General features: G+C 70.6%; 13 protein-coding genes and 1 pseudogene. 4 read left to right on the top strand and 10 right to left on the bottom strand.

Annotated features, from left to right (window positions below; genetic code table 11):
- Window positions 1-185: 185 nt before the first annotated feature.
- The gene (locus ABZZ04_RS10405) at window positions 186-1,016 is read right to left on the bottom strand and encodes a hypothetical protein (RefSeq protein ID WP_356931778.1); all 831 of its coding nucleotides are present in this window, start codon (window positions 1,014-1,016) and stop codon (window positions 186-188) included.
- A gap of 162 nt (window positions 1,017-1,178) precedes the next feature.
- Window positions 1,179-3,779 carry an SdrD B-like domain-containing protein gene (locus ABZZ04_RS10410; protein WP_356931779.1) on the bottom strand — a complete coding sequence of 867 codons (2,601 nt, stop codon included), beginning with the start codon at window positions 3,777-3,779 and terminating at the stop codon, window positions 1,179-1,181.
- 635 nt (window positions 3,780-4,414) lie between these two features.
- On the opposite strand from ABZZ04_RS10410, the gene ABZZ04_RS10415 reads away from it, so the two are divergent.
- Window positions 4,415-5,284, top strand: coding sequence for a hypothetical protein (locus tag ABZZ04_RS10415; protein WP_356931780.1), 870 nt, complete (start codon window positions 4,415-4,417; stop codon window positions 5,282-5,284).
- 93 nt (window positions 5,285-5,377) lie between these two features.
- Here the strand turns inward: ABZZ04_RS10415 and ABZZ04_RS10420 are convergent, their stop codons facing one another.
- Window positions 5,378-6,076 (bottom strand): nucleotidyltransferase domain-containing protein, encoded by a 699-nt coding sequence (locus ABZZ04_RS10420; protein ID WP_356931781.1) that lies wholly within the window; start codon window positions 6,074-6,076, stop codon window positions 5,378-5,380.
- 81 nt (window positions 6,077-6,157) lie between these two features.
- The gene (locus ABZZ04_RS10425) at window positions 6,158-7,102 is read right to left on the bottom strand and encodes a tetratricopeptide repeat protein (protein ID WP_356931782.1); all 945 of its coding nucleotides are present in this window, start codon (window positions 7,100-7,102) and stop codon (window positions 6,158-6,160) included.
- Between the two features lie 594 nt (window positions 7,103-7,696).
- Between ABZZ04_RS10425 and ABZZ04_RS10430 the strand changes: the two genes are divergently transcribed.
- A complete protein-coding gene (locus ABZZ04_RS10430) occupies window positions 7,697-8,524 on the top strand; it encodes an acetylxylan esterase (RefSeq protein ID WP_356931783.1) in 828 nt (275 codons plus the stop codon).
- A 59-nt stretch (window positions 8,525-8,583) separates the two neighbouring features.
- Here ABZZ04_RS10430 and ABZZ04_RS10435 read toward each other — a convergent pair whose 3' ends face one another.
- From ABZZ04_RS10435 to ABZZ04_RS10445, 3 genes are all read right to left on the bottom strand, one after another.
- Window positions 8,584-9,633, bottom strand: a complete 1,050-nt coding sequence (locus ABZZ04_RS10435) for an aldo/keto reductase (protein WP_356931784.1) — start codon at window positions 9,631-9,633, stop codon at window positions 8,584-8,586.
- A 142-nt stretch (window positions 9,634-9,775) separates the two neighbouring features.
- Entirely contained in the window at window positions 9,776-10,444 is a 669-nt protein-coding gene (locus ABZZ04_RS10440; RefSeq protein ID WP_356931785.1) for an aminoglycoside phosphotransferase family protein, read from the bottom strand.
- Window positions 10,445-10,481: 37 nt separating this feature from the next.
- Entirely contained in the window at window positions 10,482-10,781 is a 300-nt protein-coding gene (locus ABZZ04_RS10445) for a hypothetical protein (RefSeq protein ID WP_356931786.1), read from the bottom strand.
- 165 nt (window positions 10,782-10,946) lie between these two features.
- Between ABZZ04_RS10445 and ABZZ04_RS10450 the strand changes: the two genes are divergently transcribed.
- A complete protein-coding gene (locus ABZZ04_RS10450) occupies window positions 10,947-11,816 on the top strand; it encodes a helix-turn-helix transcriptional regulator (protein WP_356931787.1) in 870 nt (289 codons plus the stop codon).
- Window positions 11,813-12,646 carry an SAM-dependent methyltransferase gene (locus ABZZ04_RS10455; RefSeq protein WP_356931788.1) on the top strand — a complete coding sequence of 278 codons (834 nt, stop codon included), beginning with the start codon at window positions 11,813-11,815 and terminating at the stop codon, window positions 12,644-12,646. Before ABZZ04_RS10450 ends, ABZZ04_RS10455 begins: the two co-directional genes overlap by 4 nt.
- A 36-nt stretch (window positions 12,647-12,682) precedes the next feature.
- Here ABZZ04_RS10455 and ABZZ04_RS10460 read toward each other — a convergent pair.
- From ABZZ04_RS10460 to ABZZ04_RS10470, 3 genes and pseudogenes are all read right to left on the bottom strand, one after another.
- A pseudogene (locus ABZZ04_RS10460) lies at window positions 12,683-13,247 on the bottom strand (transposase family protein); the annotation flags it as partial.
- A 181-nt stretch (window positions 13,248-13,428) separates the two neighbouring features.
- Window positions 13,429-15,219: an alpha/beta fold hydrolase gene (locus tag ABZZ04_RS10465; protein WP_356931789.1), complete on the bottom strand. Its 1,791-nt coding sequence runs from the start codon at window positions 15,217-15,219 to the stop codon at window positions 13,429-13,431.
- Window positions 15,216-15,815: a TetR family transcriptional regulator C-terminal domain-containing protein gene (locus ABZZ04_RS10470; protein WP_356931790.1), complete on the bottom strand. Its 600-nt coding sequence runs from the start codon at window positions 15,813-15,815 to the stop codon at window positions 15,216-15,218. The genes ABZZ04_RS10465 and ABZZ04_RS10470 overlap by 4 nt, the downstream gene beginning before the upstream one ends.
- Window positions 15,816-15,853: the final 38 nt, after the last annotated feature.

Below are 15,853 nucleotides of genomic sequence, written 5' to 3' on the forward strand. Positions count from 1 at the left end.
CTCGCCACCGACGACGCCATGAACCCCTACATCGAACACCGCGCATCCGCCATCGCCCACGTACTCCCCCCACCACCCCCCGGCCAGCCCCTCGGAAACCAACTCCACTGACCCACCACAGAGTTCACCCCCACCGACCACGAAACCACCCACGACAGACACCGAGGGCCGCGGGATCGGGGGCGTCAACCGGTGCCCCACGGCGTCGCGGGGAGCTTCGCGCCGCTGTCGCGCCCGGAGAAATCCACGGTGGTCGGGGTTCCCAGGCCCGGCATCCGCATCGTCACCCGCCGCAGGTCGCCGTCGCCGTCGACCCAGTACGTCAGCGGCGACCGTCCGTCCTCGGGCCCCGCACCGGGCGTGGTGCCCCGGGCGCGCGGCCCGGCGAACCGGTCGTAGTCGCGGCCGTCGATGCGATCGCGCTCCAGCCGGCGGGCCCCGGACTGTGCGAGCAGCAGCGGGTTGTCGGGGCGGTCCGCGCCGAGCCCGATCAGCAGCCGGAGCCCGGCGTCCAGGGGGTCGGCCGTGTAGGAGCGCGCGGACCAGCCCGAGCGCGGGATGCGCTCCGCCTGCCGCCAGGGCGGACCGCTGCCGCCCTTCGGCGCGGGGGCCAGGCCGAGGCCGCCGGTGTCCCAGACGATCAGGCCGTGGTCGAGCCGCCCGGCGGCGGGCCCGGAGGATCCGGGGGTCCCGGTGGGTCCGGTGACCCGGTACGTTCCCACGGCCCGGTGGGTCCGGTAGTCCACGACCCCCTCGACCCGCACCACCGTTCCGCCGCCCTCGGTGGCGGTGAGGGTCACCGCCACGGGACTGGCCTGGTAGAGATTGAACCGTGACAGCCCCAGCCTGGACGCCTCGTCCATCGTGACCGGCCGCTCGGCGGGACGGTCGTCGGAGAGTGTCCGGTAGGCGGCCGTGCCGCCCGCCGCGATGCCGCACACCGCGATCGCGATCAGGGTTCCGAGCCAGAGGGTCCGGTGCGGCGTACGGCCGCCGGTCCTCCTCTTCCGAGCCATGCAGTCGCCTTCTCTCATCGGTCGGTCACACGGGAGGGCGGGTTCGCGAACCGCTGGTCCGCGAACCCGCCCGATCCGGCCCGGAGGGTCCACCGGTACCGGCTTCCCCGCCCGGAGCCTGCCGGGCGGGGCGGCCGGTCGTGCGGCAGGCCCTCGGAGGGGTTATGGGTGCCGCACCCTTCGTCTGCGCATCAGCACGACCAGTGCCGCACCGAGAGCGGTGAGCACCGCGCAACCGGCCAGGGCCGCCAGGACCGCCTGGCCCGTGCCGGTGGACGCCAGGCCCGAGTCGGGCACGTGGCCCGGGCCGTTCGGCCCGCCCGGTGTGTCCGGCACGTTCGGTGCGTCCGGCCCGTCGGGCTCACCCGGTTTCGGTGTCGGTGCGGTGTCGGGCAGTCGCCGGTTGACCGCTGTCACCGAGACCCCGTCGTCGAGGTTCTCGGCGGTCAGCTCCAGCGGCCCGAACACCGCCATGTCCGGCGCGGCGTACCCTGCCGGCGGGCCGGTCTCCTGCCAGTAGTACGTGCCCGGTGTGCCGGTGCCCCGGCAGATGCCGTCGGTCTCGGTCTCACAGGGCCTGCCGACCCGTGTGTCCGGCTTCTCTCCGGTGGTCTGCAGGTCGTCGGAGCCGTTCGTCTCCTTCCACAGCTGGAACTTCGCGCGGGCCAGCGGTCTGCCGTCCTGGTCGTGTTTGACCAGGCGCAGTTCGCCCTCCTGCTGCCGGAAGCCGAAGTCGTAGGTGTGGTCGTTCTCCCCCGGCCCGCCGGTGGTGAGTTCCCGTTGCGGGAACTTCGCGTCGCGCGGGACGACGCCCTTGGAGTCGACGAAGTGGTTGTCGCCGACGTCCGCTTCCGTGGGCACCCACTGGTGGAGCGGCCCGCCCTCGGCGTAGTCGGCCGGTTCGTCGAGGCGGACGGTGTACTCGGTCCTCGGCAGGAGGCCGCCTGCGACGTTGGAGTCGTCGAAGTAGTACTCACCGCGCGCCGTCGTCCTGGTCGTTCCCACGATCTTGCCCGACCGGTCGTACAGGTGGACGGTCGCGCCCTCGACCGGTTTCTGGCCGGGGTTCTGGATGCCCTTGCGCTCGGGGTCGTACCAGACCCGGTTGCCGATCTGGAGGGGCGCCTGGTCGCAGAGCACCTCCAGGTCTCCCATCGAGGCGCCCTTGCCGAACGGGGCGATGGTTCCCGGCGGGTTGAGGCGCAGGCCGAACTTCGGGTCCCGCTCGCCGTTGCGCCGGACGAAGGAGGTGCCGTACCCGAAGGCGGTGTCGTTGGGGTCGAAACCGGAGGTCGCGATGGTGTCCTCGACCGCGGAGCGCGCCATGCCCGCGAAGGCCCCGTTGGGGTGGATGGCGCCCATCCGGCTGTTGTCGAAGAAGCGGGTGCCCCTGGGCGAGAGCCCGCAGCCGTTGTTGGTGTCCATCACGTATGTCCCGCCCGCCAGGCATGCCTTGTTCAGGTCGCCGCCGGCCAGGACGTTGGCGATCGAACCCGGTGTGGGGGCGGCGGCCGAGGCCCGGTCGGCGAGGCGGTCGCGGAAGGCCAGCAGCATGGAGCCGTCGGTCTCGAAGGCGATCTCGCCCAACTCCGGTTCGGGACGGGCCAGATAGGTCTGGCACGCCTGGCCGTTCTGGGAGGTCGGGAAGGTGTCGGTCCAGGGGAACCAGCCCGCGCCCTCGCACGGGGGCGAACCGCCCGTGGGCTTGCGCGGGTAGTCGAGCGGCTGGTCGAGGACCGGCTTCCGGAACGCCCCGGTGGCAAGGTCGAAGGGGAGGACCACCGCGCGCAGGTCCGCGGCCTTTCCGGTGGACTCGCCGGAGCACACTCCGCCGACGTAGCCGACGCCGTCGCGCAGACCGAGGCCGAACGGCCGCCAGTCCACCGGCGCCGGACAGCCCGGGTCCGGGATCGCCGTGACGGCCTTCGGCTTCGCCGCGGTCGCGGCCGTGGCGTCGTAGCGGTAGAGCTTGCGGTTGTTGAGGTTGACGACGAACAGGTCCCTGCCGTCATCGGTGATCTTGATGCCGCCCAGGCTCTCCTTTCCCGGCACGGCGACGAAGGCGTCGTCGGTTCCCGGGCCGTGTGCCGTCGCCCCCGCGTCCGGGACGACGGTGAACAGGGTGGTCTTCTTCTGCGCGCGGTCGGTCACGTAGATCCCGCCGGCGCCGCCCGGGCCGTAGGCCGTGGTGCGCTTGGCCGTCGCGGCGGAGAACACCCGCTTGTCGGCCTTGTTCCAGGCGATGCCGAACAGCGTGCCGGTCTCGGCGCCGGTGGCGATGTCCGTGACGTCGACGTCGACGCCGTCCTGGCCGCGTGCGTCGTACGGGAAGGAGACCAGTGTGCGCCCGGATCCGCCCTCGCTCGTGGCGGACTGACAGGTCGTCACCAGCGGGGCGTTCTTCTGGCAGTAGTCGCCCGGGCTCCACAGCCCGGTGGTGTACGTCACGTTCTTCCCGTCGGAGAGGTCGACGAACTCCTCGTTGCTGCTCATCCGGTCGGGCGCGCCGTCCAGCCCCTGGCGCGAGGCGAAGGCCGGGAACAGCACGTCCGGCTTCGGATTCACCACCTGTACCCGGTACTTGCCGCTGGTGACCCCGCCCTCCGGCGGAGTCAGTGTCACGGTGCCGTCGGCCGCCGTGACCCCTTCGATGCCCGTCCCCGCGTCGTCGGTGAGGGTCACCTCGACGCCTGCCATGCCGGGTTCCAGCGCGGGTGTCCACACTCCGTCGGTGTCCACGGCCCGGACCACCCGGACCGTCACCGATCCGTCCTTCTCCTGCGAGTGCGCCGAGGGCGCCCCGGCCAACGAACCACTGCCGATTCCCGAAGCGAGCGCGACCAGACAGCCGACGGTGCGGCGGCCGAGTAACCCCGGTCGTCGCCGACGCGGTCGGGGCGCGGCTCCCTTCACTTGTTCACTTGTTGATGTCATCCCCTGCTCTCAGCGTTCGGAAGGGCCTGCGGCCCTGCTCGTGAGGGAGTACATGGAGATACGGAGAACCGCATTTTCGGCGATCCTAAAGGGAAGCCGATCAAGATCGTGATCGAATGGCGAATTCACTCCCGGGCGGCATCCTTTTCAGGAGAATTCCATGCCGCCCCGTCGACGACCGTGCGGCGCACACGCTGCACGAACTGCCCGGCGAGACAATTGAATAGGGACATTTGTTCGGTGACGGGAAATCGACTTCCGCGCCCACTGCGGATTCGCCTCCGTCGGCTCCCGGGCAACCGCCCCGGGAGCCGGATCACCGGCACGCACCCCGCGCGGCGCCCCGTCGTCGGGTGGGGAAAACCCCCGGCGGAACAGGTGGTGTTCCCCAGGGACCGGGCGGGCGGGATGAGGCAGGGTTGTCGACCCGGCCACTGCAACGTTCTCCAGGGGGAGTCTCCATCATGTCCAGTCCCGCGGCCCCTGTGCGGTCCGGGTGGTTCGCAGGCGTCCCGGGCCGTGTGCCCGCCCTGCTCGCCGCCCTCGCCGCAGTCCTCGTCCCCGCCGTCCTCGTGGTGCCGCACATGCTGGCGGCGGACGGATCGCAGGACGGCTTCGCGGACCAGCGCAATCTCATCGACACCGTCGGCGAGGAATTCGTCCGGTACTGGAACTCCGATGACCGAATGTTTTCCCCGGGCATGGAGAGGGTCGTCGATTACTGGTTCCGTTTCCACGTGGCCAAGGCGGCGATCGCCGCGGCCCTGTCGATCGTGCTCGTGATGCTCGGCGTCCTTCTCCGGAAGTCCTTCCTGCGGGGCAGTGGTGCCGGGCCGGCGAGGAGGGCCGCCGTCGCGGCGGGCGGCGTCGTCGTCACGGTGCTCGCCCTGCTCTCGTCGGTGGTCGTGGTGGCCAACATCCAGGGCGCGGTGGCGCCGTTCACCTCGCTGATGTCGATGCTGCCCGTGGGAACCCATCACGGAAGACTCGCCGGCACGCTCGATCAGGTCCGACAGCGACTGGCCGACTCCTCGGACTCGGGGGCCTCTCCCCCGCCCGTTCTCGACATGATGATCGGCGACAACTCCCGGTACCACGTGGCGTTGGCGGTGATGGCCGCGATCGTGGCGGTCGCCCTCGTCGCCCTGAGCTCGGTGTTGTGGAGGCGGTTCCTGCGAACGGGGCCGGCCGACAGGCGCACCCGGCTCGCACTGGGGGCATCCGGTGTGCTGACGGCGTCGTTGTCGCTGGTCGTGGCCGTTGTCGCGGTGGCCAACCTGTCCACCGCGTCCGATTCGGCACGAGGGCTGTCGGTCTTCTTCAACGGTGGATGAGGACGCCGGTCCCCGTGTGCACGGGGCCGGTCCCGTACGGCTGCGTCCCGGTGAGCGGGCCCCGGACCCGCCCGGGAGCCCGCCCCGCCGGATTCACCGGATGGCGTACCCGTCCCACAGGGGGCCGCCGCACCGGTCCAGCACTTCTGCCACGACCGCGGCGAAGGGTTCCACGTCCCCGGACATCGCCTTCGCGGCGGTTTCGGACAACGCGCGGTGTGTTTCGGGGTCGGCCCCGGACAGCCGCCGCGACAGCCACTTGCCTCCGCCGAGCCAGTGCCCGCCGGCCGACAGGACCAGTTCCGAGGCCTGTTGCAGCATGTGCGCGACCAGGTACGCCCGTTCCGCGGGGTCCGCACAGCCGCGCAGGTCGTCGAGCAGGTCGGTCAGGGTGTAGCGCCGGTGGTCGCGCTCGGCGTCCGGGAGCGGCGGCGGGCCCGCGGCCCAACGCCTCCGCGCCTCGTCCTGGAGCGAGGCGCCCAGCCCGTCCGTGTCCACCAGGAGCATGCCGTCGGCGCACATGGCGAGCAGCGGCGAATTCCGTTGCTCGGTCTCCTGGTCGGCGAAGCCGTGCCAGGCGGCCTCCGTCTGCACGAACAGCTCCACCGGCCAGCCCCGGTGCACCAGGTTCTCCCGGTTGGGGGCGGGCGGTCCGTCCAGGAGGACCACGATGTCCAGGTCGGAGGTGGGCGTCCGGCGATCGGTCAGCACACTGCCGGCGAGGAAGGCCGCCCGGGCGGCGGGAAACCGGTCCCGCACCAGTTCCCGGGCGGTGAGCACAGGGTCGTCCATGGCCGCAGCGTACGTGCCGGCGTCGGCCCCGCAGGAGGGCGGGGTCGCCGCGTCACGGACGGCGGGCGGCCCCGCTCCGCTTCAGCGGCCCGTCCCGTCCGGTGTGCCGGCAGGGGCGGGGACGTCGGCGGGTGACGGGCGGTAGCCGGTTTCCTCGTGTATCCGCAGGGACCGTGCGGTGTGTTCGGCCTCCGCCCGGGTGGCACCGGTGGTGCGGGCGACGGCGGCGAGGGCCGTCAGCGCGCGGTGTTCCGCGGGACGCAGCTCCAGGGCACGGGCGATGGCCGGCGCCCGGTCGCCGTGGTGCGACGCGAGGTCCGTGTCACCGGCCGCGAGTTGGGTGTGGGCGTCGGCCTCCTGGTGGCGGAAGTCGCAGCGGTGGGTGATCCGCAGAGCCTCTTCCAGGCACTCGACGGCCCGGTCCGAACGGCCGTGCAGCCGGTGCAGGCCGGCGAGGGTGATCAGGCAGTCCGTCTCGTTGGCCGGGTCGCCCGTCTCCCGGGCTCTTCGCAGTGCCTGCCCGGCGTGCGTGCCGGCGAGGTCGAGGCGTCCGGTGTCGCGGTGGACCCGGACGAGGATCTCGTGGGCACCGGCCTCACTGTGCTGTTGCCGATGGCTGTGGCACAGGCGCAGCTCCTCGGTGCCGTCGGCCAGTGCTTCCTCGTACCTTCCCAGTGCGTGATGGGCGATGACCCGGTTGATCCGGGGACTGATCACGAAGGAATGGTGTCCGGCCCGCACATAGGTTTCGATCGCCTCGGTCGTGCATGCGAGGGCCTGGTCCAGCTCTCCGAGGTACGAGTGGATCAGGCCCGCCATGTTGAGCCCCCGGCCCAGCGAAATGGGCTGCCCGAGGGAGCGGGCGTTGGCGATGCCCTCCTGTTGCCAGCCGAGCGCGTGGCGCATCCGGCCGCGCTGCCCGTGGTGGAGTGCCAGGTTGGTCAGGATGGCGCCCTCGCCGGGTGCGAATCCCGCACGGCGGTATCCCTCCAGGGCCAGGTGCACGGCTTCGAGGGCGGCCGGCATGTCCCCGGCAGCAGTCGGCGCAGCCGGGACACGTAGCTAGCTGTACAGGGTCTGCGTGGCGCGTTGCGGCGGCCCGCCCCCCACACCCGGTCCGCCAGCCGGTCGACCGTCACCGGCCGGTTGGCGGTCATGAGCAGTGCGTCCAGCACCGTCTGCTGCCGGGCCGGCCCGAGCTCGACGGGGCCGGTGTCCGTGCGTGCCCCAATCCCACCCAGCAGCCGAAACTCCACACCCGCCCCCGTCCGTGCCTGGCCGCAGACGCGGTCCCGCCGGGGAATTCCAGGCTTCCCGCGGGGGTGCCGCACCACGGATCGCCCCGGGAGTGCGTGGAGCGGCGTTGTGCAGACGCCCAGGAATCCGGTGCGACGGCTGGGCACCTGCGGACAGACAGGAGCGAAACAAAATCCCATCATGGCTCTGGTCACGCTGCGAGGACGCGCAACGTGCCGTATCCGTGGAGGAGTTGCCATGTCGGGCAGGAGAAGGTGGCGTACGGTCGGCGGGCTTCTGGCTGCCGCCGTGTTGACGGTGGGGGCGGCGCCCGGGGTTTCCGCAGGTGCCGTCGGGGCGGGTGGCCCGACCGGGGCGTCGTCGATGGTGTCGGCGGACTCGGGAGGCGTCCCGTCCGCCGGTGCCGACTGGGGTGCGCCGGGGCCGTACGCCGTGAGCGTGGAGGTCGGGGTCGTGCACACCTTCTACCGGCCGCAGGACCTGGGGCAGTCGGGCAGACCCCACCCGGTGATCATCTGGGGCAATGGCACAGGGGCGGTGCCCGCGGTGTACGGCTCGTTGCTGCGGCACTGGGCGAGTCACGGTTTCATCGTGGCCGCCGCCAACACGCCGACCTCCAACTACGCGATCAGCATGCGTCTGGGGATCGACGTGCTGGAGCAGCGGAACGCGGACAGCTCAAGTCCCTACTACCGCAAGGTGGATCTGGCGCACATCGGATCGGCCGGTCACTCGCAGGGCGGCGCGGCCGCCGTCAACGCGGCGATCGATCCACGGGTGATCACCGCCGTGCCCATCCAGCCGGGTCCCCTGACCGATCCGGATCTGATGGACGAGCCCGTCCTCTATCTGGCCGGCCAGCAGGACAGGATCGTGTGGCCGGTGCTGGTGAAGTCGATGTACCAGGACTCCGATCACGTCCCCGCCGTCTACGGCGAGGTCCGGGGCGCCGGTCACCTCGACTCGATCGGCGACGGCGGGGACTTCCGCGCCCCGGCCACCGCCTGGTTCCGCTACTGGCTGATGGGCGACGGGGCGGCCGGCCGGATGTTCTTCGGCCCGGACTGCGGCTACTGCACGGATGCCGCCCTGTGGTCCGGCTGGGAGCGGAACGCCGCCGCGCTGCGGCTTTCCGCTCCGACGGCCCGAGAGGCGGGCCCGAATCGGTCGGCCCGGCCGGCCGGCCGGTGATTCCGGTATCCGCTCCGGGGGCGGCCGGCGCCGCTCTGTCCCCGGAGCGGATACGGCGCTCAGCCCGCGGAGCGCTCCGTGAGGGGGCGTCGCCTGCGTGCCGGGTCGGTCAGGGACTGCGGGGCCCAGACGGCGTCCGCGCGGTAGACGTCCGTGCCCGGCGGGACGATCTCGTCGATGCGGTCCAGGGTCGCGTCGTCGAGGGTGAGTTGTGCGCCCTTCAGCAGGCCCGCGAGCTGGTCCTGTGTGCGCGGGCCGATGATGACCGAAGTGACGGCGGGGTGCGTGGCGGCGAAGGCGACGGCCAGTTCGGGCAGTGAGCAGCCGAGGTCGGCCGCGAGCTCGGCCAGTTGCTCCACGGCCTCGTACTTGGCGGCGTTCTCCGGGAGTTCGGGGTCGAAGCGGAACGGTTGCAGGGCGGCGCGGCCGGTGTTCATGTCGACCGTCCGTGTCCTGCGGTACTTGCCCGAGAGGAAGCCTGCGGCGAGCGGGCTCCAGGTCAGCACGCCCATGCCGTGGCGCTCGCAGACCGGCAGCAGCGACCGTTCGATGCCGCGGGCCAGGATCGAGTACGGCGGCTGCTCGGTGCGCATGCGCAGCAGGCCGCGCTTCTCGGCGACGTGGTGGGCCTCGACCAGGTCCTCGGCGGGGAAGGCCGAGCAGCCGAAGGCGCGGATCTTGCCCTGGTGGACCAGGTCGCTCAGGGCCGACAGCGTCTCCTCGATGTCGGTGTTCTCGTCGGGGCGGTGGATCTGGTAGAGGTCGATCCAGTCGGTCCGCAGCCGTCGCAGGCTGTCCTCCACCGCCCGGACGATCCAGCGCCGGGAGTTGCCGCTGCGGTTGCGGCCCTCTCCCATCCGGAAGTGCACCTTGGTGGCGAGCACGACGTCGTCGCGGCGGCCCTCGAGCGCCTTGCCGACGATCTCCTCGCTCTCGCCCGCGGAGTACATGTCCGCGGTGTCGACGAAGTTGATGCCGGCGTCGAGGGCGGCGTGGATCACCCGGGCGCTGTCGTCGTGGTCGGGGTTGCCGATCGCGCCGAACATCATCGTGCCGAGACAGTGGACGCTGACCTCGATGCCGGTTCTGCCGAGCGTGCGGTATCGCATGAGGACTCCTGGGCCGGTGGTACGGGCTGCGGTGTGCCCGGCGGAGCCTACGAGTTGGAGCGGGCTCGAAGTCAAGCACCGGATCCGGCGCCCAGGGGCACGTCGTGGCCGGTGGCGGGAGCGACGCGCGTCCGGCCTCCGTTCAGCGGCCCCGCCGCCCGCTCCGGCCGTCGGCGCGACGGCGCAGCCATGCCGCCTCCGCGGCCGTCAGGTTCGGGTCCGCCAGTCTGGCCTCGATCGCTTCCCCGATGCGCCCCTCGGGGTCGGTGCGGCAGCCCTTGCGCACTCCGCGCACGAACAGGCCCCGTCCCAGGCGGGCGGCCGGTCCGGAGACCTCGGCGCCGCCGACCGTCACGATGGTCATCGCCACGTCCGCGGCGGGATCGCCGGCGCCCGCGTTGCGCCAGTCGATCACCACGGGACCGCTCCGGGTGAGAAGCACGTTGCCCGGGTGCAGGTCCAGGTGCAGCACCCGGTCGTCGTCCGCCGTCGCGAACCGCCGGGGCAGCCACTGCGGCGCCGACAACGCGTGCAGCCGGTCGTGGAGGCGGCCCAGCGTCCGGCCGAGGGAGCGGACCCGCCACGGGCGCCGGGCCAGCTCGTCCAGCATCGTCGGCCCGGTCAGCCGCTCCAGGACCATGTCGGTACCGGTGAACCCGTACACCTTCGGCACCGGGTACCCGCGGGCCGCCAGGTGCTCCATCAGCCGCGCTTCCAGCTCCGTCGGTCCCCCGTGCCGGTAGCGCCGCAGCACCCTGGCCCCGTCCAGCGCGTACACGTCGGCGTCCCGCCCCCGCGCGATCAGCTCCATGCGGGGAGTCTGTCCCGTCGGCGCGCCGGCTGCCCGCTCAGAGCCCCGGGACGTCGTCGACGGGGGGCCGGGGGCGGGGGATGGGTATCTCGCGCCGCATGTTCGTGCCGTCCGCGTCCACGCTCACGAAGACCGTGCCCAGGTTGGTGGACTGCTGGAGGGTGAGGCCGTACTGGCGGACGTCCGCGGCCCGGCAGAGCGGATCGAGAAGGCCTGCGACGACCCGCTGGGCATCGGCTATCTGCTCGGGCGGGCAGTGGCGCAGCCGAAGCTCGGCTGCGACGACGCGCTGGGTGTGGCGGATCGAGCCGAGGCCTGCCGGCATACAGACGTACATGAGTACCTCCACTCCTCGGGGGGACGACCGGGAGAAGAATTTTCGGCCAAGTGGCCTAAACCACTATCCAGGGTCACCCCACACTCTGCAACCCTGCAGAGTGCGGGGCGGCGGTCACTGTTGGATCGTGGAACGTGGACCCACCGACGAGAAAGGGCTCTGTCTGTGTCACGGCCCCGCTCCGGCCCCACCGTGGCCCTGCGCCTGTTCGCCTCCGAGCTGCGCGCCCGGCGCGAGGCCGCGGGCTTCACCCTGGAGGCCGCCGCCGCGGCGCTCGGCGTGCACGAGATGACGCTCAGCCGTCTGGAGCTCGCCAGGACCGCCCCGCGCCGTGCGACGGTGAGCCATCTGCTGCGTCTGTACGGGACCCCGGAGGCCGAGGCGGAGACGGTCCTGGCCTCGCTGGAGGAGGTGCGGAAGCCGGGCTGGTGGCACCCGTACCGCGACATCCTCCCCGACCACCTGGCCGGGGTGATCGACCTGGAATCGGCCGCCAGCCTGATCCGTACCTACGCCCCCGGCGTGGTTCCCGAACTGCTCCAGACCCCCGGCTACGCCCGCGCGCTCCTGGAGCTGCGGCACCCCCGGGCCGGCGCGGAGGAGATCTGCCGGCGGCTGCGGCTCCTGGAGGAGCGTCAGCGGCACACCGTCCACCGCGCGGACCGGCCCGTGCGCTTGTGGGCCCTGGTCGAGGACGTTGTACTGGAGCGGGTGATCGGGAGCCGGGAGGTGATGGCCGAGCAGCTCGCCCGCCTGGACCACTTCACCGTGCACCGGGGAGCGGTCACCCTGCAGGTGATCCCCACGACGGCCGGGCAGCACCCGCTGCTGCTGAGCGGATCGGCGGACATCCTGCGCTACCCCCACCGGCAGCTCGCCGACCGGCTGATCGTGCGCGGCCTCCACCCGGAGGCGTCGACGGTCACGGAGGACAAGGGGGCGGTCCTCGCCTACCTCGCCGCGATGGACGCGACCGCGGCCCTCGCCCCGCCCCCGACCACCCGCATCCGGACCGGAAAGGACTCCCCCTCATGACCGACGGCACGCAGGACCTGGACCTCCAGCCCGAGAAACCGCACTCCGCGCGGTTCTGGAACTACCTGCTGGGCGGCAAGGACAACTTCGCCGCGGACCAGGAGCTCGGCGAGCAGATCAAGCGCGAGTACCCCGTCATGGTCGACCTGGCCCTCGCCACCCGCGCGTTCCTCGGGCGGGCGGTACGGCACCTGGCCGGCGAGCAGGGGTACCGGCAGTTCCTCGACATCGGCACCGGGCTGCCGACCGCCGACAACACCCACGAGGTCGCGCAGCGCGTCGCGCCCGACGCCCGGATCGTCTACGTCGACCACGACCCGATCGTCCTCGCGCACGCCCGCGCCCTGCTCACCAGCACGCCCGAGGGTGCCACCGACTACGTGGACGCCGATCTGGCGGACCCGGACACGGTGCTCGCCCACGCCGCGCGGACGCTGGACCTGGACCGGCCGGTCGCGCTGATGCTGATGTCCGTCATCGGCCACATCACCGACCCGGCCGAGGCCGCCGCCCTGGTGCAGGAGTACACAGCCCGGCTCGCCCCGGGCAGCTGTCTGGTGCTGTGCACGACTCTGGCGTCCCCCGAGGCCGACGCCGCGAGCGACTCCTACGGATCTTCCGGGGCCGTCCCCTACGTGACGAGCTCCGCCGAGGCGATGGCGGCGATGGCGAAGGGCCTCACCATTCCTCCGCCCGGCCTCGGCCCGATCAACCGCTGGTTCCCCGACCCGCACGCCGCCCCCGGCCCGGACAGCGAGCAATGGGGGTACGTCGCCTACAAGGCGGCTTACGAGCTGGTGCGTGATTGTGTTGAAGACGCGGGTTCCTGAGCTGTGGGTTTGTGTCAGTGGGTGGTGTTGCGGTCGGAGACGAGGCCGGCGGTGGGTCCAGCGGGCCAGTTGCTTCCAGCGTTTGTGGTCGGCGAGGGCGTGTTCGACGGTGATGCGTTTTGAGGAGTGCCGGTGCCGGGCCCGTAGGCGGGCTTCGAGGACCTCGGGCGGGCTGATCTTGTTTCCCTTCCTGGGTGGGGTCACTGCCTGGCCGGGGTGATCGCGGCGGAGCCCGGGGTAGCCGTCGTCCAGGAGAACCTCCACGTCGGGAAAGTGCTGGAAACAGGTATCGATGCCTTCGTTGCGGACGGCGGTCGCACGGGTGATGGTGGAGCGGTCAACGCCGAACAGCAGCGCCAACGCCGCATGCGGCAGATCGTGCCGCAGGTGAATCAGCGGGGCCACGAGCCGGTCGACGAACACCAGCCGATGCCGGGCACCGGCTCCTGCCTCGCGCTTCCTGGCCCCGCCGCGAGCTTCGTGACGACGCCCCTCGACCACGGCCTGCCACGGATCAGCCAACTCCTCAACCAGGGAGGCGAGATGCCCCCCGGGAGACCCCTGTGAACACCTGATGCGCGAGAACCGTCCGACCGAGCATGATCGCCGCACCCGGATCATGCCACCCACCAGCAAGAACACATCACCCGCTATCACACACCAGCTCGTAATAGGCTTTTCCTGCTGGGCGGCTCCGGTTCTGAGCTCGAGGAGGCAGACCGTTCGTCGCGCGCTGTGGGGCGGCCGCTCCTCATGTGTGCACGCTTCCCCGGAACGCCTGTCTACTTCAAGTCCTTGAGTAGATCGATGAGTGCGTCACCGTGGGTCAGCTGAGGGTGGTGTCCGGCACCCGGTACCGAGACGAGGTTGACATTCGGGAGCGCTGCAAGCTCGTTCGCGGCGCTCCGGTCGAGCGGGTCATCGCTTCCCGTGATGATATGGACGGGGCCATCGAACCGCCCGAGCGCTTCCCATAGCTCGGCGCGCCAGCGCTTCGATCCTGTGCGTACGAGCTGGCTGGCCACGTACGCGGCACGGCCACGTCTGAGGTCGTCAACTGTGGTCGCGAGCGCCGTCGCGCTCGCATCCGACCCAGTAAGTCGACGTGACAGCTGGTGTGCATCCGTGTGTCGCAGGTAACTGCGTACGAACGGCCGCAACCTAGTCCCTGCGTCTGCAAGGGGTTGCAAGAAGAACGGTGCGATCAGCGTAAGGGATGAGACTCGAGCCGGAATCCGGTCTGCCGCGAGCACGGCCGCGGCCGCACCGATGGAATGGCCGATGAGTTCGACAGGTTCCTCGCCCAGTACCGCTGGCAGCCAGCGTTCCCAGTCCCGAATGCCCGATCCGCCACTCAGGCCGAGGCCGGGCAGATCGACCGCTCGCGCGCCGATGCTCGCGGCGACATCGGCCCAGGTATCGGCGTTGACCGGCAAGCCCGGTAGGATCAACTTGCTGGATCCAGCTGCGCCGAGTTCGAATGTCCGCACGCCTCCTGCATCGATGAACCGCCGTTCGTCGCCCCTCGACGCACCGAACCGGTGTGCGGCCATGTAGTCCGCCCAGCGCTCGAGCGAGATCCGTACGTCGGGCATTGGAATGCCATGCCTTGCGGCGAGTTCGATGGCGGGCCCCGTCGGGTATCGATCGGAGGACAGGAAGCCGAGGGTCTCCGGATCCGCTTTGGTGACCCATTGGGGAAGGTGCTTGATGGCACCGATCGGGATCCTCAGGCTCGGGACCTTCGCGCCGAGGTGCTGACCAACATGGGTGAACAGGTCCGCGAGCGGCGGGGTCGCATCGTCAAGGATCCAGTACGCTTTGCCCGCAGCATGGGGATCGACCGCTGCAGCGGCCATGAAGTTCGCCATGTAGTCGACTGTCAGGACCGGGACGAACGTGGACTTCCCGGCGGGGAGTGCTGACGCGGTGCCGCGCCACATCTGCTCGATAGTGGTGGCGATCCCAATGTGTTGATCTGACTCACCGGTTGCGCTGTCGCCAATCACGGTGGCCGGATTGATGATGGTCCAGGGGACCCCACGCTCGGCGGCCCGGGCTTGGAAGATGGCATCGGACTCAACCTTTGACGCCTCATAGCCACCCAGCTCCGCATACACCGCCGCGCGGTGCTCGTCCGACCAAGGCACGGCAGCGGGATTCTGGCCACCGACGCGGTAACCGGAAATGTGCACCAGGCGCTGCAATTGCGGGAGATCCGAAGCGAAATCGATCAGCTTCTCGACGATGCCGACGTTCGCGCTGCGCGCCTCCTCAGCCGGCATTCCGAACCGGAAGGAGCCGGCGCAGTTATGGATCTCAGTCACGTCCGCGAAGGCCGCCGTGCCGCCCACCAGGATCTCAGGCGCGTCGAAGTCGACGATTGCCACGTTGACGGGTTGTGTCAGACCGTGCGTGCGGAACCACCGCATGACGCGAGCTCCTGATTCGACAGTTCGCACCACCGCGGTCACGTTCGCGCCTGCTTCAGCCAGGGTCATGACGAGGTGTCGTCCGATGAGCCCGGATGCTCCGAAAATTAGCGCATGTCGTGATGTTCCATGAGTTTTCATCGGGTCTCTTCCGTGTTGTTGATGCGATGCGCGATGAGTTCGGACACAACTTCGGCGGCTGTGTGCAGCGGCTGGGTGCTACGCGTCGCGCGGGAGACAATGACTGCGCCCTCGATCGTCGAGACAATGACGGTCGCCAGGCTGCGGGCGTTCTCGGTAGCGAGCCCGTTCGCTTCGAGGAACCTCGCAGTCCGGGCGATCCATGATTCAAAGGCCGTTGCGCAGGCGTGACGCAGCCGCTCGCTCTCCGCACCCATTTCGAGAGCAACGACGGATACCGGGCAGCCGAGCCGGAAGTCGCTCTCGCCCACGATGGCGGCCAAAGTCTCGACGACGGTGCGTGCCGCTGCGGCAGCGCCACCCGATGAGGCCACAGATTCGGCGATCAGAGCCTCGAACTGCTGGGTGGCGAGTTCGATCGCGGCGACCCCCAAGCCCTCCTTCCCATCAGGAAAGTGGAAGTAGATCGATCCCTTGGGGGCCGTGGCGTGCTCGATCACTGCGTTCAGACCAGTGCCGCTGTAGCCGCTGGTTTGGATGAGTTCGAGCATCGATTCGGCGAGCCGAGCCCGGGTCTTGTCTCCCTTGGATGTCATGGTCTAAAAAATAGACCGGTCTATAGATTTTGCGCAAG

Origin of the sequence: Streptomyces sp. NPDC006435 (assembly GCF_040612315.1) — a bacterium.
Classification (GTDB): domain Bacteria; phylum Actinomycetota; class Actinomycetes; order Streptomycetales; family Streptomycetaceae; genus Streptomyces.